Annotated in this window: 31 protein-coding genes, 2 tRNA genes and 1 pseudogene; 28 read left to right on the forward strand and 6 right to left on the reverse strand. The window is 58.5% G+C overall.

Annotation, left to right across the window (positions count from 1 at the left end; genetic code table 11):
• Window positions 1-6: 6 nt before the first annotated feature.
• From hisA to HU743_RS00905, 5 genes are all read right to left on the reverse strand, one after another.
• Window positions 7-756: a 1-(5-phosphoribosyl)-5-[(5-phosphoribosylamino)methylideneamino]imidazole-4-carboxamide isomerase gene (gene hisA / locus HU743_RS00885; protein WP_186646177.1), complete on the reverse strand. Its 750-nt coding sequence runs from the start codon at window positions 754-756 to the stop codon at window positions 7-9.
• A gap of 103 nt (window positions 757-859) precedes the next feature.
• Window positions 860-1,120, reverse strand: coding sequence for a DUF2164 domain-containing protein (locus HU743_RS00890; RefSeq protein WP_186646178.1), 261 nt, complete (start codon window positions 1,118-1,120; stop codon window positions 860-862).
• Window positions 1,121-1,759 (reverse strand): imidazole glycerol phosphate synthase subunit HisH, encoded by a 639-nt coding sequence (hisH, locus tag HU743_RS00895; RefSeq protein WP_186548441.1) that lies wholly within the window; start codon window positions 1,757-1,759, stop codon window positions 1,121-1,123.
• Window positions 1,759-2,352, reverse strand: a complete 594-nt coding sequence (gene hisB / locus HU743_RS00900; RefSeq protein WP_007909204.1) for an imidazoleglycerol-phosphate dehydratase HisB — start codon at window positions 2,350-2,352, stop codon at window positions 1,759-1,761. The genes hisH and hisB overlap by 1 nt, the downstream gene beginning before the upstream one ends.
• A gap of 262 nt (window positions 2,353-2,614) precedes the next feature.
• Window positions 2,615-4,279 carry an OFA family MFS transporter gene (locus tag HU743_RS00905; protein ID WP_186619440.1) on the reverse strand — a complete coding sequence of 555 codons (1,665 nt, stop codon included), beginning with the start codon at window positions 4,277-4,279 and terminating at the stop codon, window positions 2,615-2,617.
• Window positions 4,280-4,500: 221 nt separating this feature from the next.
• Between HU743_RS00905 and HU743_RS00910 the strand changes: the two genes are divergently transcribed.
• The 12 genes and pseudogenes from HU743_RS00910 to vapC all read left to right on the forward strand — a co-directional run bounded on the left by HU743_RS00910 (window position 4,501) and on the right by vapC (window position 13,148).
• A complete protein-coding gene (locus HU743_RS00910) occupies window positions 4,501-4,905 on the forward strand; it encodes an acetyl-CoA sensor PanZ family protein (RefSeq protein WP_186646179.1) in 405 nt (134 codons plus the stop codon).
• A gap of 78 nt (window positions 4,906-4,983) precedes the next feature.
• Window positions 4,984-7,200: an AsmA family protein gene (locus tag HU743_RS00915; RefSeq protein ID WP_186646181.1), complete on the forward strand. Its 2,217-nt coding sequence runs from the start codon at window positions 4,984-4,986 to the stop codon at window positions 7,198-7,200.
• Entirely contained in the window at window positions 7,197-8,264 is a 1,068-nt protein-coding gene (gene mutY / locus HU743_RS00920; protein WP_186548447.1) for an A/G-specific adenine glycosylase, read from the forward strand. The genes HU743_RS00915 and mutY overlap by 4 nt, the downstream gene beginning before the upstream one ends.
• A complete protein-coding gene (locus HU743_RS00925) occupies window positions 8,261-8,533 on the forward strand; it encodes an oxidative damage protection protein (RefSeq protein WP_186646183.1) in 273 nt (90 codons plus the stop codon). The genes mutY and HU743_RS00925 overlap by 4 nt, the downstream gene beginning before the upstream one ends.
• 91 nt (window positions 8,534-8,624) lie before the next feature.
• Window positions 8,625-8,700, forward strand: a tRNA-Phe gene (locus HU743_RS00930).
• A 125-nt stretch (window positions 8,701-8,825) separates the two neighbouring features.
• Window positions 8,826-9,173: a hypothetical protein gene (locus HU743_RS00935; RefSeq protein ID WP_186646185.1), complete on the forward strand. Its 348-nt coding sequence runs from the start codon at window positions 8,826-8,828 to the stop codon at window positions 9,171-9,173.
• Window positions 9,174-9,352: 179 nt separating this feature from the next.
• Window positions 9,353-10,397: pseudogene (locus HU743_RS00940) on the forward strand (PDDEXK nuclease domain-containing protein).
• A gap of 67 nt (window positions 10,398-10,464) precedes the next feature.
• On the forward strand, window positions 10,465-11,439 hold the full coding sequence (locus tag HU743_RS00945) for an alpha/beta fold hydrolase (RefSeq protein WP_186646187.1): 975 nt from the start codon (window positions 10,465-10,467) through the stop codon (window positions 11,437-11,439).
• 28 nt (window positions 11,440-11,467) lie between these two features.
• A complete protein-coding gene (locus HU743_RS00950; protein ID WP_186646189.1) occupies window positions 11,468-11,887 on the forward strand; it encodes a hypothetical protein in 420 nt (139 codons plus the stop codon).
• A 6-nt stretch (window positions 11,888-11,893) separates the two neighbouring features.
• A complete protein-coding gene (locus HU743_RS00955; RefSeq protein WP_186646192.1) occupies window positions 11,894-12,346 on the forward strand; it encodes a hypothetical protein in 453 nt (150 codons plus the stop codon).
• Window positions 12,347-12,510: 164 nt separating this feature from the next.
• Window positions 12,511-12,741, forward strand: coding sequence for a type II toxin-antitoxin system VapB family antitoxin (vapB, locus tag HU743_RS00960; protein ID WP_039756568.1), 231 nt, complete (start codon window positions 12,511-12,513; stop codon window positions 12,739-12,741).
• Window positions 12,741-13,148: a tRNA(fMet)-specific endonuclease VapC gene (vapC, locus tag HU743_RS00965; protein ID WP_186548463.1), complete on the forward strand. Its 408-nt coding sequence runs from the start codon at window positions 12,741-12,743 to the stop codon at window positions 13,146-13,148. Before vapB ends, vapC begins: the two co-directional genes overlap by 1 nt.
• 70 nt (window positions 13,149-13,218) lie before the next feature.
• Here the strand turns inward: vapC and gabP are convergent, their stop codons facing one another.
• Window positions 13,219-14,610, reverse strand: coding sequence for a GABA permease (gene gabP, locus HU743_RS00970; protein ID WP_186548465.1), 1,392 nt, complete (start codon window positions 14,608-14,610; stop codon window positions 13,219-13,221).
• A 554-nt stretch (window positions 14,611-15,164) separates the two neighbouring features.
• On the opposite strand from gabP, the gene HU743_RS00975 reads away from it, so the two are divergent.
• The 16 genes from HU743_RS00975 to HU743_RS01050 all read left to right on the forward strand — a co-directional run bounded on the left by HU743_RS00975 (window position 15,165) and on the right by HU743_RS01050 (window position 25,747).
• Window positions 15,165-15,938: an ABC transporter ATP-binding protein gene (locus HU743_RS00975; RefSeq protein WP_186646195.1), complete on the forward strand. Its 774-nt coding sequence runs from the start codon at window positions 15,165-15,167 to the stop codon at window positions 15,936-15,938.
• A gap of 13 nt (window positions 15,939-15,951) precedes the next feature.
• Window positions 15,952-16,701, forward strand: a complete 750-nt coding sequence (locus HU743_RS00980; RefSeq protein WP_186548467.1) for an ABC transporter substrate-binding protein — start codon at window positions 15,952-15,954, stop codon at window positions 16,699-16,701.
• Window positions 16,702-16,779: 78 nt separating this feature from the next.
• The gene (locus tag HU743_RS00985; RefSeq protein WP_186548469.1) at window positions 16,780-17,475 is read left to right on the forward strand and encodes an ABC transporter permease; all 696 of its coding nucleotides are present in this window, start codon (window positions 16,780-16,782) and stop codon (window positions 17,473-17,475) included.
• Window positions 17,472-18,161, forward strand: coding sequence for an ABC transporter permease (locus tag HU743_RS00990; protein ID WP_064363372.1), 690 nt, complete (start codon window positions 17,472-17,474; stop codon window positions 18,159-18,161). The genes HU743_RS00985 and HU743_RS00990 overlap by 4 nt, the downstream gene beginning before the upstream one ends.
• Complete coding sequence (locus HU743_RS00995) at window positions 18,142-19,377, forward strand: methyltransferase (protein ID WP_186646197.1); 1,236 nt, start codon at window positions 18,142-18,144, stop codon at window positions 19,375-19,377. The genes HU743_RS00990 and HU743_RS00995 overlap by 20 nt, the downstream gene beginning before the upstream one ends.
• A 344-nt stretch (window positions 19,378-19,721) precedes the next feature.
• The gene (locus HU743_RS01000) at window positions 19,722-20,555 is read left to right on the forward strand and encodes an FkbM family methyltransferase (protein ID WP_186646198.1); all 834 of its coding nucleotides are present in this window, start codon (window positions 19,722-19,724) and stop codon (window positions 20,553-20,555) included.
• A gap of 75 nt (window positions 20,556-20,630) precedes the next feature.
• Window positions 20,631-20,706 (forward strand) — tRNA-Thr (locus tag HU743_RS01005).
• A 149-nt stretch (window positions 20,707-20,855) separates the two neighbouring features.
• On the forward strand, window positions 20,856-21,359 hold the full coding sequence (locus HU743_RS01010) for a hypothetical protein (RefSeq protein ID WP_186646200.1): 504 nt from the start codon (window positions 20,856-20,858) through the stop codon (window positions 21,357-21,359).
• Entirely contained in the window at window positions 21,356-21,802 is a 447-nt protein-coding gene (locus tag HU743_RS01015) for a hypothetical protein (protein ID WP_186646202.1), read from the forward strand. The genes HU743_RS01010 and HU743_RS01015 overlap by 4 nt, the downstream gene beginning before the upstream one ends.
• A gap of 1,071 nt (window positions 21,803-22,873) precedes the next feature.
• Window positions 22,874-23,032: a hypothetical protein gene (locus tag HU743_RS01020; RefSeq protein ID WP_186646204.1), complete on the forward strand. Its 159-nt coding sequence runs from the start codon at window positions 22,874-22,876 to the stop codon at window positions 23,030-23,032.
• The gene (locus HU743_RS01025) at window positions 23,029-23,235 is read left to right on the forward strand and encodes a hypothetical protein (RefSeq protein ID WP_186646211.1); all 207 of its coding nucleotides are present in this window, start codon (window positions 23,029-23,031) and stop codon (window positions 23,233-23,235) included. Before HU743_RS01020 ends, HU743_RS01025 begins: the two co-directional genes overlap by 4 nt.
• Window positions 23,236-23,301: 66 nt before the next feature.
• Window positions 23,302-24,105 carry a BRO family protein gene (locus HU743_RS01030; protein ID WP_186646213.1) on the forward strand — a complete coding sequence of 268 codons (804 nt, stop codon included), beginning with the start codon at window positions 23,302-23,304 and terminating at the stop codon, window positions 24,103-24,105.
• 164 nt (window positions 24,106-24,269) lie between these two features.
• Window positions 24,270-24,488 (forward strand): hypothetical protein, encoded by a 219-nt coding sequence (locus HU743_RS01035; RefSeq protein ID WP_186646215.1) that lies wholly within the window; start codon window positions 24,270-24,272, stop codon window positions 24,486-24,488.
• Between the two features lie 243 nt (window positions 24,489-24,731).
• Window positions 24,732-24,923, forward strand: a complete 192-nt coding sequence (locus HU743_RS01040; RefSeq protein WP_186646217.1) for a hypothetical protein — start codon at window positions 24,732-24,734, stop codon at window positions 24,921-24,923.
• A gap of 237 nt (window positions 24,924-25,160) precedes the next feature.
• Window positions 25,161-25,424 (forward strand): hypothetical protein, encoded by a 264-nt coding sequence (locus HU743_RS01045; RefSeq protein ID WP_186646219.1) that lies wholly within the window; start codon window positions 25,161-25,163, stop codon window positions 25,422-25,424.
• A gap of 83 nt (window positions 25,425-25,507) precedes the next feature.
• Window positions 25,508-25,747 carry a hypothetical protein gene (locus tag HU743_RS01050; protein ID WP_238351665.1) on the forward strand — a complete coding sequence of 80 codons (240 nt, stop codon included), beginning with the start codon at window positions 25,508-25,510 and terminating at the stop codon, window positions 25,745-25,747.
• Window positions 25,748-25,776 lie beyond the last annotated feature (29 nt).

Below are 25,776 nucleotides of genomic sequence, written 5' to 3' on the forward strand. Positions count from 1 at the left end.
TGCAGCTTACAACTTGGAGCTGGCCGCGTAGCCATCACAAAAAGCTTGAGCCTCTGCAACATCCAAAGTGCCCTCATAGATCGCCCGGCCGGTGATTGCACCGATGATGCCCGGTGCCTTGGCGTCGAGCAGCGACTTGATGTCACCGAGGTTATGGATGCCGCCGGAAGCGATCACCGGGATCTTCGTCGCAGCGGCCAGCGCGGCGGTGAACGGTACGTTACAGCCCTGCATCATGCCGTCTTTGGCGATGTCGGTATAAACGATCGATGACACGCCGTCGGCTTCAAATTGCCTGGCCAGGTCGATGACCTGCACGGTGCTGATTTCAGCCCAGCCGTCGGTGGCGACGAACCCGTCTTTGGCATCCAGACCGACAATGATCTTGCCCGGGAAGGCGCGGCAGGCTTCAGCGACAAACGCCGGATCCTTCACCGCTTTGGTACCGATGATCACGTAGCTCACGCCGGCCTTGACGTAGTGCTCGATGGTTTCCAGCGAGCGGATACCGCCACCGATCTGAATCGGCAGGCTCGGGTAACGCTTGGCAATCGCCGTGACCACTTCGCCGTTGACCGGCTGACCTTCAAAGGCACCGTTGAGGTCGACCAGATGCAGACGACGGCAACCGCCCTCCACCCACTTGGCAGCCATGCTCACCGGGTCATCGGAGAACACGGTGGAATCTTCCATGCGGCCCTGGCGCAGACGTACGCAGGCGCCGTCCTTGAGATCGATAGCGGGAATAATCAGCATGCTTTTTCCTTCGTCAAAAGAGCGGCAAGCTGCAAGCCATAAGCTGCAAGCGCGCACGCGCGTCTATCTCTTGCAGCTAGCAGCTTGACGCTTGCCGCTGCTCTTAATTTTTTTCGAGCGCCCACAGGTCACTTTCGATGCTTTCAAACCGCTCCTTGAGGTGGGTCTGCACATCGAAAATCGCCCTGTTGTAATAGTGCGGAGCAATCTCGCGGGTAAACAGCTCAAGAATTTCCGCCGCCTCGAATGAACCCAGGTGCAGTTCGAAACGGTCTTCCATGAACCGCTGAATCTTGCGATTGGCCTCGCTCTCCTGCTCGGCAGTGAGCGTCAGGATCGGCGGCTTGGACTTCTTGGCAGCCATTTACCAGCGACCGTCCCACGCGGCGAAGTTCTGCAGCAGTTGCAGGCCGTGGGTATGGCTTTTCTCCGGGTGGAACTGCACGGCGAAACGCGAACCATCGGCCAATGCTGCGGCGAAATCGACCCCGTAATGACCGCTGCCCACCACCTGCCGCGCGTTGGCGGCGGCGATGTAGTAGCTGTGCACGAAGTAGAAACGCGCCAGATCCGGAATGTCGTGCCAGAGCGGGTGACTGATGTTCTGCTTGACCTCGTTCCAGCCCATGTGCGGAACCTTGAGGTGCTCGCCGTCTTCATGCAGATCCTTGCCGAAGAACTTCACCGCGCCGGGGAACAGGCCGATGCAGTCGACGCCGTCGTTCTCTTCGCTGCTGTCGAGCAAAGCCTGCATGCCGACGCAGATGCCGAGAAACGGCCGATCCTGGCTGACCTCACGCACCAGCGAGTCAAAGCCGAGGCGACGAATCTCCGCCATGCAATCGCGAATCGCGCCAACACCGGGGAAGACCACGCGGTCGGCTTCACGTATCACGTTCGCATCACTGGTGATCAGCACCTTGCCAGCACCAACGTGCTCCAGGGCCTTGGCCACCGAGTGCAGGTTGCCCATGCCGTAGTCGATAACTGCAACCGTCTGCATTACAGAACGCCTTTGGTCGACGGCATTTGCCCGGCCATGCGCTCATCCAGCTCGACGGCCATGCGCAGCGCGCGGCCGAAAGCCTTGAACACGGTTTCGATCTGGTGGTGAGTGTTGGTGCCGCGCAGGTTGTCGATGTGCAGGCTGACCAGCGCGTGATTGACGAAGCCCTGGAAGAATTCCTGGAACAGGTCAACGTCGAAGCCGCCGACGGTGGCGCGGGTGTACGGCACGTGCATCTGCAAACCCGGACGACCAGAGAAGTCGATGACCACACGCGACAGCGCTTCATCGAGCGGCACGTAGGCGTGACCGTAACGACGGATGCCTTTCTTGTCGCCGATGGCTTTGGCGAAAGCCTGGCCGAGGGTGATACCGACGTCTTCCACCGTATGGTGGTCGTCGATATGCAGATCGCCCTTGCATTCGATATCCAGATCGATCAACCCGTGACGGGCAATCTGATCCAGCATGTGCTCAAGAAAAGGAACACCGATATCGAATCGGGCCTTTCCGGTGCCATCAAGGTTGATCGAGGCTTTGATCTGGGTTTCCAGAGTGTCGCGCTCGACAGACGCCTTACGTTCGGCCATCACCAGCTCCGCAAAATCATTGGGCGAAAAAGGCAGCCATTATAGGCACGCAGGAGGCAAACAGAAACACGAGAGGTGAGATGCCTGACGGATAGAATGCCCGGCTGTCGCGGGTAGACATGTCCATACAAGCCATTACAGGCACCCAGAAACAACTGTAGGAGTGAGCCTGCTCGCGATGAGGGCCTGACTGTCACCATTTCTGTGACTGTCAGACCGCTATCGCGAGCAGGCTCACTCCTACAGGGGTACTACATTTTACTTAGTGAAACAGTACCGCCGTCTTCTGCAGGGTCACCCACACACCCCACGCCAGCGGTATACCGACCACCAGCCACGCAGCAATAGCCAGCGGCTTGCTGCCCGGCGCGGCTTTCCACTCCAGCACGGTGCTGGCATCAGCGCCCTTGTCATGGCCCAGCGCTTGTTCGGCCGCCAGTTCGGCGTCGGTCATGAAGTACTTGTCGGCCACCGGGCGCACCATCAGGTTGCACAGGAAGCCCAGCACCAGCAGGCCGGCGAGGATATACAGGGTGATGTCATAGGCAGCTGCGCGTTCCACGCCGATGCTCAATTGATATTCACGCAAGTAGTTCACCAGCACCGGACCGAGCACACCCGCAGCGGCCCAGGCAGTCAGCAGACGACCGTGGATCGCACCGACCATCTGCGTACCGAACAGGTCGGCCAGATAGGCCGGAACCGTGGCAAAACCACCGCCGTACATCGACAGGATGATGCAGAACGCCGCCACAAACAGCGCAACGTTGCCCAGATGGCCCATGTTCGGAATCAGTGCGTACAGGGCGAAACCCAGCGCAAAGAACACAAAGTAGGTGTTCTTGCGGCCCAGGTAGTCCGAGAACGAAGCCCAGAAGAAGCGGCCACCGATATTGAACAGGCTCAGCAGACCCGTGAAGCCGGCTGCGATCGCGGCAATCGAGGCCAACTGGCCTGCATCGAGTTGCCCGAACGGCACGTCAACGCCCAGCAGTTTGCCGCCGAACACTTCCTGCAACAGTGGCGAGGCCATGCCGAGGATGCCGATACCCGCCGAAACGTTCAGGCACAGCACCAGCCACACCAGACGGAATTGCGGGGTTTTCCACGCTACGTTCACATGGACGTGACGGTTGGTGATCATCGCGTTCGAGGCTTTCTTCGCCGGCGCGGTCCAGCCTTCAGGCTTCCAGCCCGTTGGCGGCACGCGGTACGACAGAGCGCCACCGATCATGAACACGAAGTAGATCGCCGCCATGGCCACGAAGCTCTGCCATACGCCCACACCTTCTGGCGAAGCGAAGTGGCTCATCAACGCGGTTGCCAACGGTGCGCCGACCATCGCGCCGCCGCCGAAGCCCATGATCGCCATGCCGGTCGCCATGCCGCGCTTGTCCGGGAACCACTTGATCAGAGTCGACACTGGCGAAATATAGCCCAGGCCCAGGCCGATACCGCCGATCACGCCGGAGCCGATCCACATCAGCCAGATCTGGTGGGTATAGATACCCAACGCAGAAATCAGCAGACCGCCGCACCAGCACAGGGCCGAGACGACGCCTGCCTTGCGCGGACCGGCGTGTTCCAGCCAGCCACCCCAGATCGCTGCCGAGCAGCCGAGGAAGATGAAGAACAGCGTGTAGATCCAGCCGAGCATGGAGATCGGCCAGTCGCAGTTCGAAGAAAACACCTGTGCGATGAAGCTCATGTCCGGTGCACAAGCCACTGGAGCGGTAACGCCCAATGCCTTGGACAGCGGCAACCAGAACACCGAGAAGCCGTAGGCCATGCCGATGCACAAGTGAATGGCCAGCGCGGCCGGTGGCACCAGCCAGCGGTTGAAACCGGGCTTGGCGATAATGCGTTCCTTGGACAGGAACCCAGGCTGGGCGGTGTCGAGACCGTCCGCCGTAATGCTCGTGCTCATTGTGTATCCCCCAATTATTAGTATGGTTCGCCAGCCACTGTTCACCCTCGGCCTTATGCACGCAGGCATGACCGTTTTTTTAGGTGAAGCTCCTTGAAGGCGCGACGTTAAGTCGCAGAAGGGCGGACGAACTGGCGAAGGTTACCATTCTCAGGTGACAGAAAAACCAAACTGATATCACCTTTTTTCAGTCATCTGATCTCTACACCTCGGGGAAACGCATGCCAATCATTGTCCAGACGCTGAAAAACGCCACTTATAAGGATCAACAGGATTTGCAGAAAATCTATCGCGACGCGCCCCAATGGCTGTTTGCACCGTTTTCCGCCGAGGCCGATCTGATCGAGACTGCGTTGGCGGATGGTTCTTTTATTGCCGGGCGTTTCAATGATCGGCTGCTCGGCGCCGGGCGCCTGCAAAGGCACCAGGACGTTTGGTATTTGTCTCATTTATGCGTACGAAAAGTTACTCGACGCCGCGGGGTCGCTGAACGCCTGGTGAACCAAGCGCAGAAAATGGCGTCGCAAGCGGGGGCTGACTTGCGCCTGCTGGCGCCTGCCGGGCATCTTGAGATTGAGGCTCTGGCCGCCAGGTTACAGGTACCGCTGACGGTACTGGCCACATGACGCCACCCCGAAGCAGGCCGTTGCAGCGCTATACTGCGCGGCTAGATGACGAATTCGACTAATTACAAGGACTCGCCCATGAAAGCGTTCGGCAAAATCCTGGGTCTGGTACTTCTCGGGCTGTTGCTGATCATTGTGGCGGCAGGTTTCGCCCTGACCCACCTCTTCGATCCCAACGACTACAAAGACGAGATCCGCCAGATTGCCCGCGACAAGGCCCACATCGAGCTGACGCTCAATGGCGATATCGGCTGGAGCCTGTTCCCCTGGCTCGGCCTGGAACTGCACGAGGCCAGCGTCGCCACTCTGGCAAAGCCTGCCGAACCGTTTGCCGACTTGCAGATGCTCGGCCTGTCGGTGCGCGTGCTGCCACTGCTGCGCCGCGAAGTGCAGATGAGCGACGTGCGCGTCGAAGGTCTCAACCTGCGCCTGAACCGTGACAAGAACGGTCATGGCAACTGGGAAGACATCGGCAAGGTGCCGGTGGCGCCCGGCGCGACTGCGCCAGCCACGCCTGCCGCTGCCGCCAGCGAACCGACGGTCGCCGTGGAAAAACCGGCGCAGCCCATTCGCCTCGACATCGACAGCCTGACCGTCAACAACGCCCGCGTCGAATACACCGATGAGCTGACCGGCAAGCAGTTCAGCGCTGAAAGCATCCAGTTGAGCACCGGCCCGGTCCACGATTCGACCAACATTCCGGTGAAGGCCACCGCGTTCCTCGGCACAAACCAGCCGGTGCTGCGCGTGCGCACCGAGCTCAGTGGCGAACTGCGCTTTGAACGCGCCCTGCAACGCTACAAGCTCGAAGACCTGAAGCTGTCCGGTGAACTCGCCGGCGATCCGCTGCAAGGCAAGACCATGACCTTCTCGGCCCAAGGCCAGTTCTTGCTGGACAAGGCAGCAAACGTCGCCGAATGGACCGGCATCAAGATCTCCGCCAACCAGTTGCGGGCCTTGGGTGAGCTGAAAGCCAACGACCTCGACAAGACACCACAGATCAGCGGTGGTATCTCCATCGCCCAGTTCGATCTGGCGAAGTTCGTCGACAGCATCGGCCAGACCTTGCCGAAGATGGGCGAAGGCAGCCTGAGCAAGGTCGAGCTGGTCAGCCGCGTTGCGGCTACCCCGACCAGTCTGTCGTTCGACAACATCAACCTGAAACTCGACGACAGCAGTTTCAGCGGACGCATCGCCATCGAAGACTTCGCCAAACAGTCGCTACGCGCGATCCTCAAGGCTGACACGTTCAACGTCGACCGCTACTTGCCACCGAAATCGGCTCAGGCCAATAGCGCCACGCAAACACGTCAGGCTGAAGTCGCCAATACCGAGGCAGGTGCCGTGGCAGGTACTACGCCACTGCCGGATAAACCGAGCAAAACCGCCTGGAGCACCGAACGCCTGCTGCCGGTTGAGCGCCTGGCCAAACTCGACGTCGATGCCGACCTGACCTTCGGCCAACTGACCCTCGACAAACTGCCGATCCAGAACGCTGCGCTGAAAGCCAACGGCCAGGGCGGTCTGCTGACCCTGACCAATCTCAGTGGCGACCTGTACAACGGCGGTTTCGTCGCCAACGGCACGCTGGACGTGCGCCCAAGCGCCCCCGTATTGAATTTGCAGACCCGCCTCAATCGCGTTCCGGCGGAAAAAATCATCGAAAGCCAGGGCAAGAATCCGCCGGTCAAAGGCTTGGTGACTCTCACCAGCACCGTCACCGGCAGCGGCAACAGCCAGCAGGCGCTGATCGACACACTGAACGGCAACGCCAGTTTCGTCATCAACAACGGTGTGTTGCTCAACGCCAACCTTGAGCAGCAATTGTGCAAAGGCATCGCCACGCTCAATCGCAAAACCCTCAGCGGCGAGCCTCGAGGCAAAGACACGCCGTTCGAGGAACTCAAGGGCAATCTGACCGTGCGCAACGGCGTCGCCAGCAACCCGGACCTGAAAGTGCGTATCCCCGGCATGACCGTCAACGGTGACGGCGATATCGACCTGCGCGTGCTGGGCATGGATTATCGCGTCGGCATCATCGTCGAAGGCGACACCAGCGCCATGCCCGACCCGGCCTGTCAGGTCGGCGATAAATTCGTCGGCATCGAGTGGCCGCTGCGCTGCCGTGGCCCGCTGGAGCTGGGCGCGAAGGCGTGCCGCATCGACAATGACCGTCTCGGTCAGGTGGCGAGCAAACTGGCCGGCAACAAACTCAGCGAAAAGATCGACGAAAAACTGGGTGACAAAGTCAGCCCGGAACTGAAAAACGCATTGAAGGGGCTGTTCAAGCGATGACAGCGGAGCAGTTTTCCACGGCGGTGCTGGAGTGGTTCGACCGCCACGGCCGCCACGATTTGCCTTGGCAGCAGAACATCAGCCCGTATCGGGTGTGGGTCTCGGAGATCATGCTGCAGCAGACCCAGGTCAGCACCGTGCTCAATTACTTCGACCGGTTCATGGCCGCGCTGCCGACGGTCGAAGCACTGGCCGCCGCGCCGGAGGATGAAGTGCTGCACCTGTGGACCGGGCTGGGTTACTACACTCGCGCACGCAATCTGCAGAAAACCGCAAAGATTGTCGTCAGCCAGTACGGCGGCGAATTTCCACGGGATGTGGAAAAACTCACCGAGCTGCCGGGCATTGGCCTGTCCACCGCTGGCGCCATCGCGAGCATCAGCATGGGCCTGCGCGCGCCGATCCTCGACGGCAACGTCAAACGCGTGCTGGCGCGCTTCACCGCGCAAGAGGGTTATCCCGGCGAACCGAAAGTGGCCAAACAGCTGTGGGCCAACGCCGAGCGCTTTACCCCGCACGACCGGGTCAACGCCTACACCCAGGCGATGATGGACCTCGGCGCCACACTCTGCACGCGCAGCAAGCCGAGCTGCCTGTTGTGTCCGCTGGAGCGCGGCTGCGAGGCACACATGCTCGGCCTGGAAACCCGCTACCCGATCCCCAAGCCGCGCAAGGCCATCCCGCAAAAACGCACATTGATGCCGATGCTCGCCAACGACGAGGGCGCGATCCTGCTTTACCGCCGCCCGTCGACGGGCCTGTGGGGCGGTTTGTGGAGCCTTCCGGAACTTGACGACCTCGACGATCTGCAACATCTGGCCGATCAACACTCGCTGACAATGGGCCAACAGCAGGCGCTGCCAAGCCTCGTCCACACGTTCAGCCATTTCCAGCTGTCCATCGAACCCTGGCTGGTCCAGGTGCAGGAAGCCAGCCACCACGTGGCCGAGGCCGACTGGCTCTGGTATAACCTCGCCACCCCGCCGCGCCTGGGCCTCGCCGCCCCGGTCAAGACCTTGCTCGAACGCGCGGCCGCCGTCTTGAATGCAGGAGAATCGCCATGACCCGCACCGTAATGTGCCGCAAGTACAAAGAACAACTCGAAGGCCTTGAGCGCGCACCGTTCCCGGGCGCCAAAGGTCAGGACATCTACGACAACGTGTCCGCCAAGGCCTGGGCCGACTGGCAGAAACACCAGACCCTGCTGATCAATGAAAAGCGCCTGAACATGATGAATGCCGAAGATCGCAAATACCTCCAAGGCGAAATGGACAAGTACTTCTCCGGCGAGGAATACGCCAAGGCCGAAGGCTACGTGCCGCCCAGCGAATAACCTGCGATTTTCGTAAGCGACGGAATTAATTTAAGAAATTTTCAAAAAGTCGTTGACGTAAATCCGAAAAACCCTTTTAATGCGCCCCGTTGCCCAGATAGCTCAGTCGGTAGAGCAGGGGATTGAAAATCCCCGTGTCGGCGGTTCGATTCCGTCTCTGGGCACCAAATACCGAAAACCCTGAATCGCAAGATTCAGGGTTTTTTTATGCCTGCGATTTAGTCAGGGTGGTTTCCGGACCCTTGATCCGCGCTACCATCACCGCCCCTTACGGAAGAGGGTTATCCCCGCGATGAACCACAAACGAACCCGCGTGCCCCTGCCCCATCCGCCGCCGCCCCGGGAAGGCCTGGTGTCCAGAGGACTGGCGATCATGATTTGCCTGTTTCTAATCGGTACCGGCGCGCTGCTGGGCTACTCCGCCATCGACGGCGTTATCCACGAGACGATCACCACCGCCACGCGCGGCGGGCCGGCCAAGGTCTACACCCTCGCCGGGCAACCGGGCGCGTACTGGTTTCATGTCATCCTTCAAGGTCTGTTCGGCGTGTTGCTGCTGGCCGCAGGCCTGGCGTGGCACAGACTGACGAGGATCGACAAACCTGCGGCCAGAACCAAACGCAAATCGCGTTCGCGCTAACGGTTGCCGTCAAGCGTACGAAACGGACTACAGACGTCTGCCCGGCAAAGCCTTGGTCCTGGGCAACGTCCTGCAATAGCAATCTCCTCTTCCTGCGGACTTCACCGTCTCTCCCGACATATCCAAACCGCGACAATCGTCATGCTTTTGCGTCTGTTCACCCTGACGCGGAAGACCCGATGAGCCAGCTCAAACCTGCTGAAACGCAAGACCCGAAAATCGATTCACTGCTGGGCGAACTGGGCGAGCTGATTCGCCAGGCCCGGCAAAAAGTGTTGCGAGCGGTTGATACGATTCAAGTGCAGACTTGCTGGCAGATCGGCCGGCATATTGTCGAGTTTGAGCAAAAAGGCGCTCAGCGTGCGGGCTATGGCGCTGCTGGCGAAGGACCTGACGGGGCAATTTGGGAAGGGGTTTGATGAACGCAATCTGCGATATATGCGCAGCTTCTATCAGTCTTTTCCAATTTGGAACGCAGTGCGTTCCGAATTGAGCTGGACCCATTACCGTCGCCTGCTACGCGTCGAAAGTGAGAAAGCGCGCCTGTGGTACATGAACGAATGTGCCGACCTCAACTGGTCAAGCCGCGCCCTTGATCGGCAGATCCTGACGCTCTATTACGAGCGCCTTCTCATGAGTCAGGACAAAACCGAAGTGGTCGAGGAAGCGACCATCAACATCAACGCGATGAAATGCAATCCACGGGAATTCATTCGCGATCCGGTCATGCTCGAATTCCTCGGCCTGCCCTCGGCGGGAAAAGTCAGAGAGAGCGGGCTCGAACAAGCTCTCATCGATCACCTGCAAAGCTTTCTGCTTGAACTGGGCAAAGGCTTCTCCTTTGTCGCTCGGCAACAACGCATCAGCACTGACGGCGTCGATCTCTATATCGATCTGGTGTTTTACAACTACCTGCTCAAGTGCTTCGTGATCATCGACCTCAAACGCGGCAAACTCAGCGCCCGCGACGTCGGGCAGATGGACATGTATGTGCGCATGTACGACGAGCTCAAGCGCAGCGAGGGCGACAAGCCGACTGTCGGCATCATTCTCAGCGCCGAGAGCAACGACTCGGTTGCGCGCTATTCGATGCTCAAAGGCAACGAGCAACTGTTCGCCAGCAGTTACAAGACGATACTGCCGAGCGAAGAAGAGTTACGCGCCGAACTGAACCGCGAACAGGCGCTGATTGAAGAACGCATGCTCACCCAATCCCCTGAATAAACCGGCTGGATTGTTCTCGGGCAACGCTGAGACTATCGTTGGCAACTCTCCGCCGAGGTCGAGCGCCATGAGCAGCCAGCACACAACCGAACTGGAAGACGCCGAATCGAGCCAACCGGTTCTGACTGCAAGCGAAGGTATTTCCTTCAAGGAAACCGCCGCCGACGGTTATCCACTCGGTGGTTTTAGCTGGCGCCATGAATTGTCCGATCCGCAACGCCCGGTGGTCATCATCAACGCCGCCACGTCTGTGCGCTGTCGCCACTACTCACGATTCGCAGCCTATCTGTTCAGCCACGGCTTCGACGTGATGATCTACGACTATCGCGGCATCGGCGAATCGCGCCGCGCTTCGATCAAAGGCTTCAACGCGTCATGGAGCGACTGGGGCGCGCTGGATTTCGAAGCGATGCTCAAACGTGCGCAACGGGAATTTCCCGGCCAGCCCATCGATGTGGTCGGCCACAGTTTCGGCGGCTGCGCGGCGGGCCTGGCCGAATCGGGCGAAGTGATCCGACGGCTGGTCACCGTCGGTGCACAGTTCGCCTACTGGCGCGATTACGCTCCCGAGCAGCGCTGGCGAATGTTCGGCAAGTGGCATGTGGTGATGCCTTTGATGACGCTGCTCTGCGGCTATTTCCCCGGCAAGCGGCTCGGCTGGCTGGAGGACACGCCAGCGGGCGTGGTACGCGACTGGAGCACGCCCACGGCGCGTTACGAGCAACGTCCGAGCGGTCGCGCCCTGCTGCAAAGAAGCGCCGCGCTGCCCTTCGCCAGCGTCCGCGCGCAGACCTTGGCGATCAGCCTCAGCGACGATCCCTATGGCACAATCCCGGCCATCGAACGCCTGCTCGGCTACTTCAGCAACGCGGCCAAAACCCACCTGCGCATCGCGCCGCAGGACATCGACGAGCAACGAGTCGGACATTTCGCCTTTTTTCGCAGCGCATACCAAGCCACACTATGGCCCATCGCTCTGACCTGGCTGCAAACTGGCGCACTGCCCCGCGATACGCCCGGGCGGCAAGTGCCCTGCAGCTGAGCCCTCTCAACGCACCACGGAACAGATCATGGCCTCCGCCAACAAGCAGCAAAAACGCGCCACCCGGGCCAAAGCCAAGGCCAAGGCCAAGCAGAACCGCACCAAGCGCGCCGAAACGCCGGTCGAACTCGACCCGAACGACGACCGCATCGATTTCGAATCGGTGGACCTGACCGAACTGTTCAAGAAAATGATCGACGCCGAGAAGATCAGCCAACAAGCGATGTGCGCGGCTTTCCTTGAAGACCCGCTGCTGGAGCTGGTGTATGAGCAGGAAGGCGAAGAAGGCGCGATGGATTTCATCCTCGCGGCGTTGATCGAGTATCGCCAGTGGTCGCAGGAAACCGACGAGGCCGGCGCGCTGGCGTGGATCGAATCCCCGGCCTTCCAGGCCGACTATGTGGCGGCGTCCGACGCGATTGCCGCACAAACCCAACAGAAGAACTGAGTTCCCATGGCATCCCTGAACAAGCAACAGAAACGCGCCAAACGCGCCAAGGCCAAAGCCAAGCAAATACGTATGGTCGGGCGCAAACCGCTGGATCAGGACGAAGACCTCGGCCACCTCGCCGAGCCGATCCCGGAATACACCCTGGCGATGTTCAGCAAAATGCGCGACGCGGAAGCCGTCAGCCGCAACGAGATGTTGCTGACCCTGCTGCGCGAACTGGCGTTCATCATCGTTGATCACCCTGAATTGCTCGACATGGAAAATGCCGACAACGAAGGCATGGCCGCCACCCACCTGGCCGCCGACATGCTGATCGACTATCGCATGTGGGCCGATGGCATGACCATCGAAGAAGCCCAGGCCTGGCTGAGCGAGCCGCAGTTCATCACCGATTTCGGGGTGGCGCTGGATGCTTATGGGAAGTCGGTAGACAACCAGGAAGAAAAGAGCGAATAACCGCTGCTCAGAAATCAAAACGGCCGCGAGTCATCCCTGACAGCGGCCGTTTTTTGTTTGGATGGCTTAGCTACCCTTTGTCCGATGACAGTGTATATCCCGTTGACATATCCCGAGCACAACTTATCCTTAGGCCATCACAGGATCAGACCCAGAGGTCAAATATGGAACAGACCACAATTTTCATGAGCAACAGAAGTCAGGCAGTTCGGCTGCCAAAGGCAGTTGCGATGCCCGGCGACGTTAAACGAGTGGAAGTCATTGCGATTGGCAGAACACGCGTCATTACGCCTGCTGGAGAAAGCTGGGATAGCTGGTTTGATGGCGACAGCGTCAGCCCTGATTTCATGGCTGACCGTGAGCAACCCACTGATCAGGAGCGCGAGTCGTTCTGATGATCAAATACATGCTAGATACAAACATCTGCATCTTCACCATCAAGAACAAACCACAGGTTGTCCGGGAAGCTTTCAATCGACATTCCGGGCAATTGTGCGTCAGCGCTATCACGCTTATGGAGCTTATTTACGGTGCTGAAAAGTCCGCGGCCCCGGAAAAGAATCTGGCGATCGTCGAAGGTTTCGTTGCGCGACTGGAAGTCTTGCCTTTCGACAATGACGCAGCCGCACAGACCGGGATGATTCGATCTGAACTTGCGAAAGCGGGAACACCGATAGGGCCGTACGACCAAATGATCGCAGGCCACGCGCGGTCACTTGGACTTATCGTGGTCACGAACAATGTGCGGGAATTTGAACGTGTTTCCGGATTGCGTATTGAGGACTGGGTTTATCCCGACTGAGCAAAGCTCACAAACAAAAACGGCCGCTTGTCGTCACTGACAGCGGCCGTTTTGCATTACGCGTAATGGATCAGTTCAACACCACCGCGCCACGCTTTTCCAGCTTGCGACGACGCGCCACCAGCAGACCGGCGGCCACCACCATCAGGCTCAGCAGGCCTGTCGCGAGGATTTCCACGCGGTGCGCTTCCTGGAACAGCATGATGGTCAGCGCCGCGATGATGAAAATGATCACCGCGTAGGTCAGGCCTGGAAACAGCCACATGCTGAAGACGATTTTTTCGCCCCGCGCCATGCGCTGTTTGCGCATACGCAGTTGCGAGAACGCGATCACCAGATACACCAGCAGGGCGATGGCGCCGGAGCTGGCCAGCAGGAATTCGAACACCGCAGCCGGAGCGACATAGTTGGCGAAAGTGCAGAGGAACGCGGCGCCGGTCGACAGCATCACAGCCCAGTAAGGCGTGCCGCTTTTGTTGGTACGGGTCGACATGGCCGGCGCATCGCCGCGCTTGCCGAGGGAGAAGAGCATGCGCGAAGAGGTGTAGAGCGCCGAGTTCAGGCAACTGGTCACCGCGACCAGCACCACAATGTCGACGATCATTTTCGCGTTCGGGATGCCCATACGCTCAAGCACGGTCTGGTACGAACCGAGGTTGGCCAGTGTCGGATCGTTCCATGGCACCAGCGCCACGACGATGAAGATCGACACGAGGTAGAACAGGCCGATCCGCCAAATCACCGAGTTGGTCGCCTTGGAAATCTGTTGGCCCGGGTTCTTCGATTCCGCCGCCGCGATGGTGACGATTTCGGTGCCCATGAACGAGAACATGGTGGTCAGGATCGCGCCCAGCACAGCACCCATGCCGTTCGGCAGGAAGCCACCGCTGTCGAACAGATGCGACACGCCGCTGACCTGACTGGTCGGCAGGAAGCCGAAAATCGCCGCAAGGCCAAGGCCGATAAAGCCAATGATCGCCAGCACTTTGATCAGGGCGAACCAGAACTCGAACTCGCCGTAATTTTTCACGCTGAACAGGTTGGTCACGGTCAGCAACATCGTGATGACTAAAGCAAAGGCCCAGATATCGACGCCCGGGAACCACGCATGCAGGATGGTCGCGGCGGCGTTGGCTTCCAGCGGAATGACCAGGACCCAGAACCACCAATACAACCAGCCGATAGTGAAACCGGCCCAGTGGCCGATGGCGCGGTCGGCGTACGTTGAAAAGGAGCCGGTGTCCGGCGAGGCCACGGCCATTTCGCCGAGCATGCGCATCACCAGCACCACTAGCGTACCGGCAGCAGCGTAGGCCAGCAGCACAGCGGGGCCGGCGGCAGCAATGGCATGGCCGGAGCCAACGAACAGACCGGCGCCGATCACACCGGCGATAGACAACATGGTCACATGACGCGGTTTGAGCCCCTGTTCGAGGCCGTTGGAGCTTGGAATACTGCTCATCGAAACTACCTTTGCAAGGAAAGCGAGTGCATCCGGCCCGTCTGAAAATCCTTTCTCGTAAAAAGAATCCAACGGGCTGTTCCTTATTCTGCACGCAAGATTTGCGCCAAAATGTTTCAAATCCCTGCATGCCGGGGGCGTGGCGGGTGGTTCAGCTTTCGATGCAAGTCCTTGTGTTTAATGGCTATTCGCCCAAGCGTTACCCTGCGACTCACTTTCAAGACGAATTCGCGCACCAGAAACACACCTGAAAAGTGCGCGATGCACAGAAAAAGCGCAATTGAGGAACGTTCGGCCGGATAGCGCTTCCAACACCCCGCCAAAGCTGGCAACATCGCGCCTTTTTTTACGCGACACCCACGGGCTTGCGCGATCAAACACCCGTTCGGTTGTTGATGGGGCGACAGTCTGCTGCGCCGATGCGACAACCTGCCACATGCCACCCGTTTACCGCTCGTAGCGCTGTTGGCTGCCATTGAAACGCTATGCTAGCTTGGCCGCCTCGCCAGGAAGGCCCGCCAACAGCAGGAGCGCAACATATATGAGGAACGCACATGGCTGAGGCCACGCCCGCGCTTGAAATCCGCAACCTGCACAAACGCTACGGACAGCTTGAGGTGCTTAAAGGCATCTCGCTGTCCGCCCGCGACGGCGATGTGATCTCGATCCTCGGTTCCTCCGGTTCCGGCAAGTCCACGTTCCTGCGTTGCATCAACCTGTTGGAAAACCCGCACCAGGGCCAGATTCTGGTGGCCGGTGAAGAACTCAAACTCAAAGCCGCCAAAAATGGCGAACTGGTCGCCGCCGATGGCAAGCAGATCAATCGCCTGCGTTCCGAGATTGGTTTTGTATTTCAAAACTTTAATCTGTGGCCGCACATGAGCGTGCTCGACAACATCATCGAAGCCCCGCGTCGCGTGCTCGGCCAGAGCAAGGCCGAGGCCATCGAAGTCGCCGAAGCCCTGCTGGCCAAGGTCGGCATCGCCGACAAGCGCCACGCCTATCCAGCGCAACTGTCCGGCGGTCAGCAGCAACGCGCAGCGATCGCTCGCACACTGGCGATGCAGCCGAAGGTGATTCTGTTCGACGAGCCCACCTCCGCCCTTGACCCGGAAATGGTTCAGGAAGTACTTAGTGTCATCCGCGCATTGGCCGAAGAAGGCCGCACCATGCTGCTCGTGACCCACGAAATGGGCTTCGCCCGTCAGGTCTCCAGCGAAGTGGTGTTCCTTCACCAGGGCCTGGTAGAAGAGCAAGGCTCGCCACAGCAGGTGTTCGATAACCCGCTTTCGGCGCGCTGCAAACAATTCATGTCCAGCAACCGCTAACGGAGCAACATGCATGCAGAACTATAAAAAGGTCTTCCTGGCCGCAGCCGTCACCCTCGCGTTCAGCGCCGGTGCCATGGCTGAAACCCTGAAGATGGGCATCGAAGCGGCGTACCCGCCGTTCAACAACAAAGACGCCAGCGGTCAGGTTGTCGGCTTCGACAAAGACATCGGCGACGCCCTGTGCGCGAAGATGAAAGCCGAATGCACCGTGGTCACGTCCGACTGGGACGGCATCATCCCGGCCCTGAACGCGAAGAAGTTCGACTTCCTGATCTCCTCGCTGTCGATCACCGAAGAGCGCAAGGGCGCGGTTGATTTCACCGACCCGTACTACTCGAACAAGCTGCAGTACATCGCACCGAAAAATGTCGACTTCAAAACCGATAAGGACTCGCTCAAGGGCAAGACCATCGGTACCCAGCGCGCCACGTTGGCCGGCACCTGGCTGGAAGACACTTATGGCGATGACATCAAAGTCAGCCTCTACGATACCCAGGAAAACGCCTATCTCGACCTGACCTCCGGTCGTGTCGACGCCATCCTCGCCGACAAGTACGCCAACTATGACTGGCTGAAAACCGACGCCGGCAAGAACTACGAGTTCAAGGGCGATCCGGTCGTGGAAAGCGACAAGATTGGCATCGCCGTGCGCAAGGGTGATCCACTGCGCGAGAAGCTGAACGCCGCGCTGAAGGAAATCGTCGCCGACGGCACCTACAAAAAGATCAACGACAAGTACTTCCCGTTCAGCATCTATTGATTCTGACCTGCGGGACCGGCGCCGAGATCGTTCGGCGTCGGTTCCCGACCTTGCCTGCCGCGATTTGAACAGAAATCCATGATTATCAACCTCTACGGATTCGGCCCGGCCCTTGCTGCCGGCGCGCTGATGACTGTCCAGCTGGCGCTCACGGCCCTGTGCCTGGGGCTGGTGCTCGGCCTGCTCGGCGCCTTGGCCAAGACCTCCCCGTACAAGCCGCTGCAATGGCTTGGCGGCACCTATTCGACCCTGGTGCGAGGCGTCCCGGAATTGCTCTGGGTGCTGCTGATCTACTTCGGTACGGTCAACCTGATGCGCGCCCTCGGTGAGTACTTCGGCAACCCCGACCTGCAACTCAACGCCTTCGCCGCCGGTGTAATCGCACTGGGCCTGTGCTTCGGCGCCTACGCCACGGAAGTGTTCCGCGGCGCGCTCCTCGCCATTCCCAAGGGCCACCGTGAGGCCGGCCAGGCCTTGGGCCTGTCGAAATGGCGGATCTTCACCCGCTTGATCATGCCGCAGATGTGGCGCATCGCCCTGCCGGGCCTGGGTAACCTGTTCATGATTCTGATGAAGGACACCGCGCTGGTGTCGGTGATCGGCCTGGAAGAGATCATGCGTCACGCGCAAATCGGCGTGACCGTGTCGAAACAACCGTTCACCTTCTATATGGTGGCGGCGGTGATGTACCTCGGCCTGACAGTGCTGGCGATGACCGGCATGCACTTCCTGGAAAAACGCGCCGCCCGCGGCTTTGCGAGGAGCGCTCAATGAACTGGGAAGTCATTATCAAATGGCTGCCGAAACTGGCACAAGGCGCGACCCTGACCCTGGAACTGGTCGCCATCGCGGTAATAGCCGGCCTGCTGCTGGCAATTCCGCTGGGCATCGCCCGCTCCTCGAAGCTGTGGTACGTGCGTTCGCTGCCCTACGCCTACATTTTCTTTTTCCGCGGCACTCCGCTGCTGGTTCAACTGTTCCTGGTCTATTACGGTCTGGCGCAATTCGACGCCGTACGGGAAAGCTCGCTGTGGCCATACCTGCGCGATCCGTTCTGGTGCGCCACGGTGACCATGACGCTGCACACGGCGGCGTATATCGCCGAGATTCTACGTGGCGCCATTCAGGCGATTCCACCGGGCGAGATCGAAGCGGCGCGGGCTCTGGGCATGTCCAGACCCAAAGCGATGTTCTACATCATCCTGCCACGCGCGGCGCGCATCGGCCTGCCGGCCTACAGCAACGAAGTGATCCTGATGCTCAAGGCCAGCGCACTGGCCAGCACCGTCACCCTGCTCGAACTGACCGGGATGGCGCGCACGATCATTGCCCGCACTTACCTGCCCGTGGAGATTTTCTTCGCGGCGGGCGTGTTCTATCTGGTCATGGCCTATGTGCTGGTGCGCGGCTTCAAGCTGCTGGAGCGCTGGCTGCGCGTCGATGCCTGCCAAGGCCGCTAAAACTTCCCACGTGCTGACGGGCGAGGACTTACTCGCCCGCTTCACCGCGCTAGATGCTTTTCTTACGACGCATCAGGCGTTATGGAAACCCCGACCGTTCACTCATCCTTCGCTTGCTTGGGAAGCGTCCTGCCCCGAGTTGTCTTCGTGGCTACGCGGGCGATCGCTGGAAGACGCCGAGCAAGCTCATAATCATCCTGCCGATCTCATCGACGCTCCGGAGCCGTTCGCTTCTCTGGCGAGGTTGTCGGCCGAGCTGAGTGCTGTCGGTGAGTTGCCGGGGCATCCACTGGACGCCGCCGGCCATCGCTTGAATGTCGATGTACCGGGACGCAAGTGGCAGCAGATCGAGGCGTTTGCCAGTCGCTTGTCTTTTTCTGCGCAGCCGACGCATTGGCTGGATTGGTGTTCGGGCAAGGGACATCTGGGGCGGCGCTTGTTGAGTGGCGCGCAACAGCTGACCTGTGTCGAATACGATCCCGCGCTCGTTGCCAGCGGTCAGGCATTGAGCCAGCGTCATCATCTACATGCCTTGCATGTGGAGCAGGATGTCCTGGCGGCGGATGCTTCTGCGGTCTTGAACGCGGCCCACACCCCCGTCGCGCTCCACGCTTGCGGCGATCTGCACGTGCGGCTGATGCGACTGGCCAGCGCGGTCGGCTGCCAACAAATGGCGATTGCCCCGTGCTGCTACAACCGCATCAGCCGCAACGAATATCACGCGTTATCTGCGGCGGGCCGGCGATCAGTCCTACAGCTCTCGCTGGAAGATCTGGCCTTGCCAATGAGCGAAACCGTAACCGCCGGTGCACGGGTCCGACGCCAGCGCGACACCTCCATGGCCCGACGACTGGCCTTCGATTTGCTGCAAAGAACATCGCGCGGCATCGACGAGTACTTGCCTACCCCCTCGCTGCCAAGTGCGTGGCTAGATAAGCCGTTCGCCGACTACTGCCGGGATCTGGCAGCACTGAAAAACTTATCCACCGTCGGTTCGCCAGATTGGGAGGCGCTGGAAACCGCCGGTTGGCAGCGCCTGGCCGAAGTACGCAATCTGGAATTACTGCGCGGACTTTTCCGACGTCCGCTGGAGCTTTGGCTGAACCTGGATCGAGCACTTTTCCTTGTCGAGCAGGGCTACAACGTCCACCTCGGCACCTTCTGCGAAATACCGCTCACACCGCGCAACTTGCTGCTGCTCGCCGAACGCGAATAGACGGCCGGCAGCCTGTGGATAACTCTGTTGATGAAATTTCGCTGGATCCAATATCCACGCCTGTTTCACGGCAATATCGACATTGGTCACTTTTTGTTCACATGAATAAAAAACCTGCAAAACAGGGATTTGCGCCCAAAATGAGAACGGCTCCGCAAAAACAGGCCTAAGCGCCCCATCGCGCCTGCGAGTTGTGCATAAGGCGCCAATCGAAACGACATAACCGCCGAATCCGCAGCCTGCACAGCGAATATTTGCGAGCGTCCGCCAGCCTTGCTATACAAAGCCTGAACGCGCCGCCCGCGCACGCCAGAACAAGAAAAACCGACCGACAGGAAGCGACCGTGTTCATCTCTTATGCACAGAACTTTGAAGACGTCCGCCTTTGGCGCGCGCTCAAGCAATTCGAAAACGGCTTCTACATCGACGTCGGCGCCAATGACCCGTGCCACGACTCGGTCACCAAAGCGTTCTACGACCACGGCTGGCAAGGCGTTAACGTCGAACCGATGCAGAATTTCTACGACGCGCTCTGCCAGCAACGCCCGCGCGACACCACCGTGCAGTGCATCGCCAGCGACCAGCCCGGCGAAGTGATGTTCTATGGTATCCCGGGCACCGGCCTGTCCACCGCCGATCCCGCCGTGGCCCAGCAACGCAAGGATCTCGGCATGAACGTGCAGCCGCTCACGGTCCAGGCGCGCACACTCACCTCAATCTGCGAACAACACGCCGCCGACCGGCCGATCCACTTTCTAAAGATCGACGTCGAAGGCCACGAAGAAACCGTCCTGCGTGGCATGGACTTCGGCCGCTTCCGCCCATGGATCATCGTGATCGAAACCCCATGGCTGCGCGACCACACCTGGGAGCCATTGGTTATAGAGGCGGGCTACCAGTCGATCCTGTTCGACGGTCTCAATACCTGGTTCCTCGCCGAAGAACATTTCAACCTCAAACCCGCCTTCGACATCCCACCCTGCAACCTCGACAACTTCCACCTCTGCCGCGGCCACGCCCTCGCCCATCCGCTCCCCTACACCGAACCCGACACTGCCCGACAACTCGCCGCAGCCCTGCACCGCGCCGAACAGGCCGAAATGCAACTGCACGCACTGCAAAACAGCCGCACCGTGCGCCTGCTGCGAAAGCTGCGTAACACCCTGCGCAGAGCGTGATTGCAGTGGCCACAAAAATAGTCTGAATTCAGGGGTTTACAGGATCCTCCCAATCGCTATAATCGTCGCCCACACGCCGGTATAGCTCAGTTGGTAGAGCAACTGACTTGTAATCAGTAGGTCCCGGGTTCGACTCCTGGTGCCGGCACCATATAAAACAAAGGCTTGCAGCGATGCAGGCCTTTTGTTTATCCGAAATACGTAATAAGCGACGTAATAAGCGATGTGATTTGATACGACCGGGAGCGGCAGCGAGTTCGTAGCGCCATTCAACGCCCCGCCACATTCCAGGGATTGGCAATGAATCTGATGGCCGACGCTCCAGAACCTACCGACAATGGTGTTACCGGGAATCAAACGGTCGGCTCTGTCGACATCCCACCGGACGCTGGCCCTCCATTGGTAGGAGAGCTCCTGCCAAATACATTCCGAGGATTGGCTACCGAAAACCCGAAAAATTTCGGTGGTACTCAGAGCGCTCGCATTTTTGACGCGTGGGTGAATGACCTCGTTAATGAAAGAGACCGTGCAAAACTTCTCGCCGAAGAAAATCAATCCAAGCTTGATCAAGCATTGGCTGAACTTCATGCAGAAAGATTAGAAATAGTCAGGCTGGAGGGAGGGTTAGGTCAAAATTTTAGGCTAGGTCTCGCTCAGCGAGCGTGTACGTTCATTAGCCCTTTCCTGTTTGGCATTGCCGTTGACGTCTACAAAACCTACCCCAACCAGTCTTATCTCATCTTCGTTTTTGCAGGAGTTTTGCTCCTGACGAACTTTATACCCGGTCGAGGAAAGCGCAGATGATCTTTGACTCTATCGATAGTCTCTATATCAACAACGTAATGGATCATGGGGTAGCAAACCTTGAACGCATTACTATTTATGTGAGAGAGGCGTGCGATCTCGGCGAGTACTGTCTGTTTCTCGGGATGCCCTCTATAGATGGATCCACTACACCGTTGAAAGACAATATGCTCTGGTTCGGCAATGGATTTGTGAACCCGGGTGACTGGATTTTTGTGTATACCGCGAGCGGTACCACCACTATCCATCCAAACGGACTTCCGTTAGCTGGATCATCAATCCAACCACGATTGATCAGTCTTCACTGGGGCAAAGACCACACGGTCTTTCAGAACAGAGCGCTCGTTCCGATGCTGATTCGAATGAGCGGGTTGAGTGTGCCAGCGCCGCCCCAGCCCTCTTATCAAGGTGCGCCTAAACCACACCAGCATTTGCTCGAATAATTTCAAGTCAAGGTCAAGACGCGCGAGTTGAGTCCGCTGCGTGTATTGGGAAGTGCGATGACGGCTTTCGTGAGAGAGAGCCGTGACAGGTGTGAAGTGCCTGCAGCCACCCTCCCCGCCAAGCCAGTTCCCTTTTTATGTTGAACCACGGGAAATAGGTATTTTTAGTAAGTTTTTCCGTGATCGCTCTGAAAGCCTTAAGATACGAGGCTTCCAGGCTATTGGATTAGGTAAGTTTTAAGTAATATATAGAAATAACATTACCTTTTACCTAGGTCAGAAATCAAAAATAAAATATCTATATAAATCATATAGTTAGCAAAAAATTACTCCTCTCCTTACTTCAAAAAGCCAGTGCAAAGTAAGTGCTCAAAACCGCATCGCAAGCGGGCTCCAGCTGATTCCTTACCTGTCCATACCTAAATTACTTGTTTCCCATGGGTCACCTGAAAAAAGGTCCTCAGAATCGAGCTCCCGGCCGCTCGAAAAAGCAGTGGGGTGTGCGGGGTTTTGTAGGGTTTTCACTAACCCTGTTCGCTCAGGAGAAGCCCAGCGGGCGCTGCTGGTGGATCGCTGCGGGTGTGCAGAAATTGATACCCATTTAGCCCGCAGGCGTGGCGGGGGGACGACGGCGCGCGCCAGGTGCAGAACCCCCCTGCCGCTGCCGGATCGCCCCAAAACGGTGCGCGCCTCGTCCGCCGCCTCGCCCCTACGTCGCTGGGCACCACAGCCGAGCCACGTCAGCCGCCGGCGGCGACAACGTACAGTGATATGAAATATTGTCCGGGGACACTTGATCCCCGGCCATTGAGGGGCGTAGAGTGCGGTCGTCGCTGCCAATTCAGCGACCGGGTTTGGCGACCCGATCAGTAAACGGCGCAACAGCGCCCATCTTCACAACTGCAGGCGCTTTTTTTGTGCCCGCAGTTACGTGTTATGGCGGCTGTGCGTGGGAGACCTTCGGGTCTGCCGGGTTCCGTTTACCCCGGTTCGCCAACCTGCGTACAGCTGCCACCCATAACGTTTGGCGACGTTCGGCGGCAGCTCCTCATCTGTAAACGGAGCTCCACTATGACCGCCCTCATTCCGTCCAGAATCCGCGCACTTGCCCATCGCCGCATGGCTCTCGCCGCGTTGCACGCCAACTCCTCCCTCGCTACTCGCCTCAAGCGCTACAACCACCACATGCACCAGGTGCGCGCTCTTGAAACGCACGGTGGTGCCGTATGAGAAAGCCCTACTGCCTCACTGACGACGATCTGTTTGATTTGGAACGGGTGCGGGATTCGCTTGCCCTGGTGCATGCGCTCGCTCAGCAGGCCGACCACCCCGGCCTGTACACGCCGCAGATGCTGGCTGGCTTCCTGGACCGGATCTGCGCTGACCTGGACAGCGTCATTCGCTCCGCCAACAACAACCATCGCCGGATCTGAACGTGAAAAGGGAGGGGTGTAGTACCCCCCCCCCTTTCGCCAACCAATTATTGAGCAGGTAAAAAAATGAAAACGCCTTCGCTTTTTGAATTCGAAACACAGCCGGTACGGATCCTTGACGAACAAGATGGTGAGACCTGGTTTGTTGCTGCGGATGTATGCAGGGTTTTGGAAATCGCTAACCCACGCAATGCATATGCCCGCTTGGAGGAGGACGAAAAGGGGGTCCGCACTATGGACACCCTTGGCGGACTGCAGGAAATGATGATCGTCAACGAGGCAGGCCTATATAACTTGTTGTTCAGCAGTCGCAAACCTCAAGCGAAACGGTTCAAGCGCTGGGTGACTCACGACGTCCTACCATCGCTGCGTAAAACCGGCAGCTATTCCCTCGGCGAGAAGCTCACGGTCAATCAGCAGATCAGCATGTCGAAGCATCGTCTTGGGCTGGTCAAGGAATTGATGCGCACCCGTAATCGAACTGTGCGTGATTTGCTCGGTATCGAGATCACGAAGCTGTCCACCGCCATGGGTTTGCCGGTACCGGATCTGGAAACCATCGGCAGTGTCGAGCCTCCCCAGGCCGACCTTGTTGCCGACTTCTGGGCCGCGCTCCAGCAGCTGGATTCCAAGGGCATCGCGTACAACCACTCCAAAGACTCGCAACTGGTCGCATTGAACATGCCGCACCTGGTTGAGCTGTTCGCCGCAAATGGCATTCAGGCCATCATCAGCGCCGAGGTGACGAATGCCCTGAAGCGCTGCACCGAGCGCCAATTCGTGGGGATGAAGGCGGTGGACAGCACTATCCGCAAGACCACGACCAAGTGCTGGGTTTTCAAGAAGCCGACCCAAATTCGAGCCCAATAAATGGTGGTGCCTTACCGCTTGAGTGATCTGGCGGTAAGGCGAGTTCGCCGCATCATTAACAATGACTAAATGGCCGTCCCTCATCGAGAGATAAATGCTTGAGCTAATATGATCCGGCACTCATGAACTAGCCTTTCGGAGGCTTTCGCTCAAGGACGATTCCAATGCCAGATAACTCGAATTCCAATATCACCACCGCCGATGCCCTGACTCTGCTGTTGCACAATCAGCATGCGCTGGGTGCGGCTATAGAAGAGATCACTCATTGGATCTCAGGGGCTGGCGCAGATGTTGTCGCCGATAATGCTGTAGTGGCCTTAGAGACCCTGGACAGGAATGCGGCGGCAATTACAGACGCGATCACGCGATTACGGCAGTACTAGGCATCACATGACTGGCATCGGTAAATGACGTGCGTTCTGACTTCATAGGAAGGTGGTGGACAGCACTATCCGCAAGACTACGACCAAGTGCTTGGTATTCAAGAAGGCAGCCCGAACTCATGTCCAGTGAGTTGAGGGCTACTTCCCGTCCTGGTAAGCCCCGAACGTAAAAGAACATCGGCGGCCTAGCCTATACGCTACGCTGGCCTGGCCATCACGGCGCAATCACAAGGAGTAAGACAGATGCAAATGAGTGAAGCTGCAGAAGTGGTGCAGGTGGCCGGCGCCGACAATGCCAACAAGCGGCTAGCCGATGGCTGGAAGCTGCTGGCAGTGGTGCCGAGCGCGAACAACGAAGGCAAGGTGCACGTGGCCTATGTGTTGGGCAAACCGGCCGAGAAATCGAAAACCGATTGGAAGAAGATGAGCGAGTGACTGCCGGGTTACGAATAACGGCGCTTAGGTCAAAAAAGCCCCCACACTGCGAGAGCGTGGGGGCTTTTTTATCTGAACAAGGCTCCCACTTAAAGCAGCCCTTACCGTGTTGGTAAGCAGACGGTAAGGATGATCTAGCCGCACCTCGCGGACGCGGAGGCCTGCTAGCAATTGGCCTTCATCGACCGTAGGATATGGCGCTTGGGACACTCAAGTTGGTCAGATGGAGCATAAGCAGTGACAGAATTCGACTGGAAAAAATATCAGTTCATTACCGAAGTCCAGACAGCATTGATCGCCAATGCCATCAATACCGCCAAACATGACGATGAAGGCACGGAGAGACACGACTATTCCGGTACCGGCCTGATGATCAGCATGGATAACGCGTTTTATGCCGCAGAAAGAATCCCAGCAAAGCTGTCCGCACACGAGGCTGCTTCTCAGTTCTACGGTGGCTGCAAAGGTGAGAAGTGGCCAACCTGGGCACTTAGGGGCTGATCCAGTGGATGCATGCTCGCTTACCGTCTAGGTAAGTGAGCGGTAAGGGTTATACCTTTCCTATTTTCATGAGGAAGGCCAATATGAATGACGATCTGGTAGTTCGCAATCCAATAACCCTGACCATTGCCACCCCTACCGGTGTTTCTGAAAGCGAATCTTTGACGGAGGCTGAAACGTCTGCGCTCGCTCATTTCGTGAAACGCGTCGGCTGGTTTGAGTTCAACAGCCACGCGATAAACGAGGATGAGGCCCACCTGCTTAAGCAGGCCGTCGATAAGCTGCAGAGCGTCCTTTCACGCTCCGGCTTCGATCCGCTCTGATAGGCTCGGCATAAAGCTCATAAGGCTCC

This window comes from Pseudomonas sp. SWRI99 (assembly GCF_014270125.1).
Taxonomy (GTDB): domain Bacteria; phylum Pseudomonadota; class Gammaproteobacteria; order Pseudomonadales; family Pseudomonadaceae; genus Aquipseudomonas; species Aquipseudomonas hamedanensis.

Coding starts and splice junctions, on each gene's coding strand:
- gabP (WP_186548465.1), bottom strand. CDS start 14,610: ATGAGCAGTATTCCAAGCTCCAACGGCCTCGAACAGGGGCTCAAACCG.
- HU743_RS00975 (WP_186646195.1), top strand. CDS start 15,165: ATGGCTGAGGCCACGCCCGCGCTTGAAATCCGCAACCTGCACAAACGC.
- hisH (WP_186548441.1), bottom strand. CDS start 1,759: ATGCAGACGGTTGCAGTTATCGACTACGGCATGGGCAACCTGCACTCG.
- HU743_RS01040 (WP_186646217.1), top strand. CDS start 24,732: ATGCAAATGAGTGAAGCTGCAGAAGTGGTGCAGGTGGCCGGCGCCGAC.
- HU743_RS01015 (WP_186646202.1), top strand. CDS start 21,356: ATGATCTTTGACTCTATCGATAGTCTCTATATCAACAACGTAATGGAT.
- HU743_RS00890 (WP_186646178.1), bottom strand. CDS start 1,120: ATGGCTGCCAAGAAGTCCAAGCCGCCGATCCTGACGCTCACTGCCGAG.
- HU743_RS00980 (WP_186548467.1), top strand. CDS start 15,952: ATGCAGAACTATAAAAAGGTCTTCCTGGCCGCAGCCGTCACCCTCGCG.
- HU743_RS00985 (WP_186548469.1), top strand. CDS start 16,780: ATGATTATCAACCTCTACGGATTCGGCCCGGCCCTTGCTGCCGGCGCG.
- HU743_RS01020 (WP_186646204.1), top strand. CDS start 22,874: ATGACCGCCCTCATTCCGTCCAGAATCCGCGCACTTGCCCATCGCCGC.
- hisB (WP_007909204.1), bottom strand. CDS start 2,352: ATGGCCGAACGTAAGGCGTCTGTCGAGCGCGACACTCTGGAAACCCAG.
- HU743_RS00955 (WP_186646192.1), top strand. CDS start 11,894: ATGGCATCCCTGAACAAGCAACAGAAACGCGCCAAACGCGCCAAGGCC.
- vapB (WP_039756568.1), top strand. CDS start 12,511: ATGGAACAGACCACAATTTTCATGAGCAACAGAAGTCAGGCAGTTCGG.
- HU743_RS00915 (WP_186646181.1), top strand. CDS start 4,984: ATGAAAGCGTTCGGCAAAATCCTGGGTCTGGTACTTCTCGGGCTGTTG.
- mutY (WP_186548447.1), top strand. CDS start 7,197: ATGACAGCGGAGCAGTTTTCCACGGCGGTGCTGGAGTGGTTCGACCGC.
- HU743_RS01030 (WP_186646213.1), top strand. CDS start 23,302: ATGAAAACGCCTTCGCTTTTTGAATTCGAAACACAGCCGGTACGGATC.
- vapC (WP_186548463.1), top strand. CDS start 12,741: ATGATCAAATACATGCTAGATACAAACATCTGCATCTTCACCATCAAG.
- HU743_RS00990 (WP_064363372.1), top strand. CDS start 17,472: ATGAACTGGGAAGTCATTATCAAATGGCTGCCGAAACTGGCACAAGGC.
- hisA (WP_186646177.1), bottom strand. CDS start 756: ATGCTGATTATTCCCGCTATCGATCTCAAGGACGGCGCCTGCGTACGT.
- HU743_RS00935 (WP_186646185.1), top strand. CDS start 8,826: ATGAACCACAAACGAACCCGCGTGCCCCTGCCCCATCCGCCGCCGCCC.
- HU743_RS01010 (WP_186646200.1), top strand. CDS start 20,856: ATGAATCTGATGGCCGACGCTCCAGAACCTACCGACAATGGTGTTACC.
- HU743_RS00945 (WP_186646187.1), top strand. CDS start 10,465: ATGAGCAGCCAGCACACAACCGAACTGGAAGACGCCGAATCGAGCCAA.
- HU743_RS01035 (WP_186646215.1), top strand. CDS start 24,270: ATGCCAGATAACTCGAATTCCAATATCACCACCGCCGATGCCCTGACT.
- HU743_RS00950 (WP_186646189.1), top strand. CDS start 11,468: ATGGCCTCCGCCAACAAGCAGCAAAAACGCGCCACCCGGGCCAAAGCC.
- HU743_RS01025 (WP_186646211.1), top strand. CDS start 23,029: ATGAGAAAGCCCTACTGCCTCACTGACGACGATCTGTTTGATTTGGAA.
- HU743_RS01050 (WP_238351665.1), top strand. CDS start 25,508: ATGAATGACGATCTGGTAGTTCGCAATCCAATAACCCTGACCATTGCC.
- HU743_RS00910 (WP_186646179.1), top strand. CDS start 4,501: ATGCCAATCATTGTCCAGACGCTGAAAAACGCCACTTATAAGGATCAA.
- HU743_RS00905 (WP_186619440.1), bottom strand. CDS start 4,279: ATGAGCACGAGCATTACGGCGGACGGTCTCGACACCGCCCAGCCTGGG.
- HU743_RS00925 (WP_186646183.1), top strand. CDS start 8,261: ATGACCCGCACCGTAATGTGCCGCAAGTACAAAGAACAACTCGAAGGC.
- HU743_RS00995 (WP_186646197.1), top strand. CDS start 18,142: ATGCCTGCCAAGGCCGCTAAAACTTCCCACGTGCTGACGGGCGAGGAC.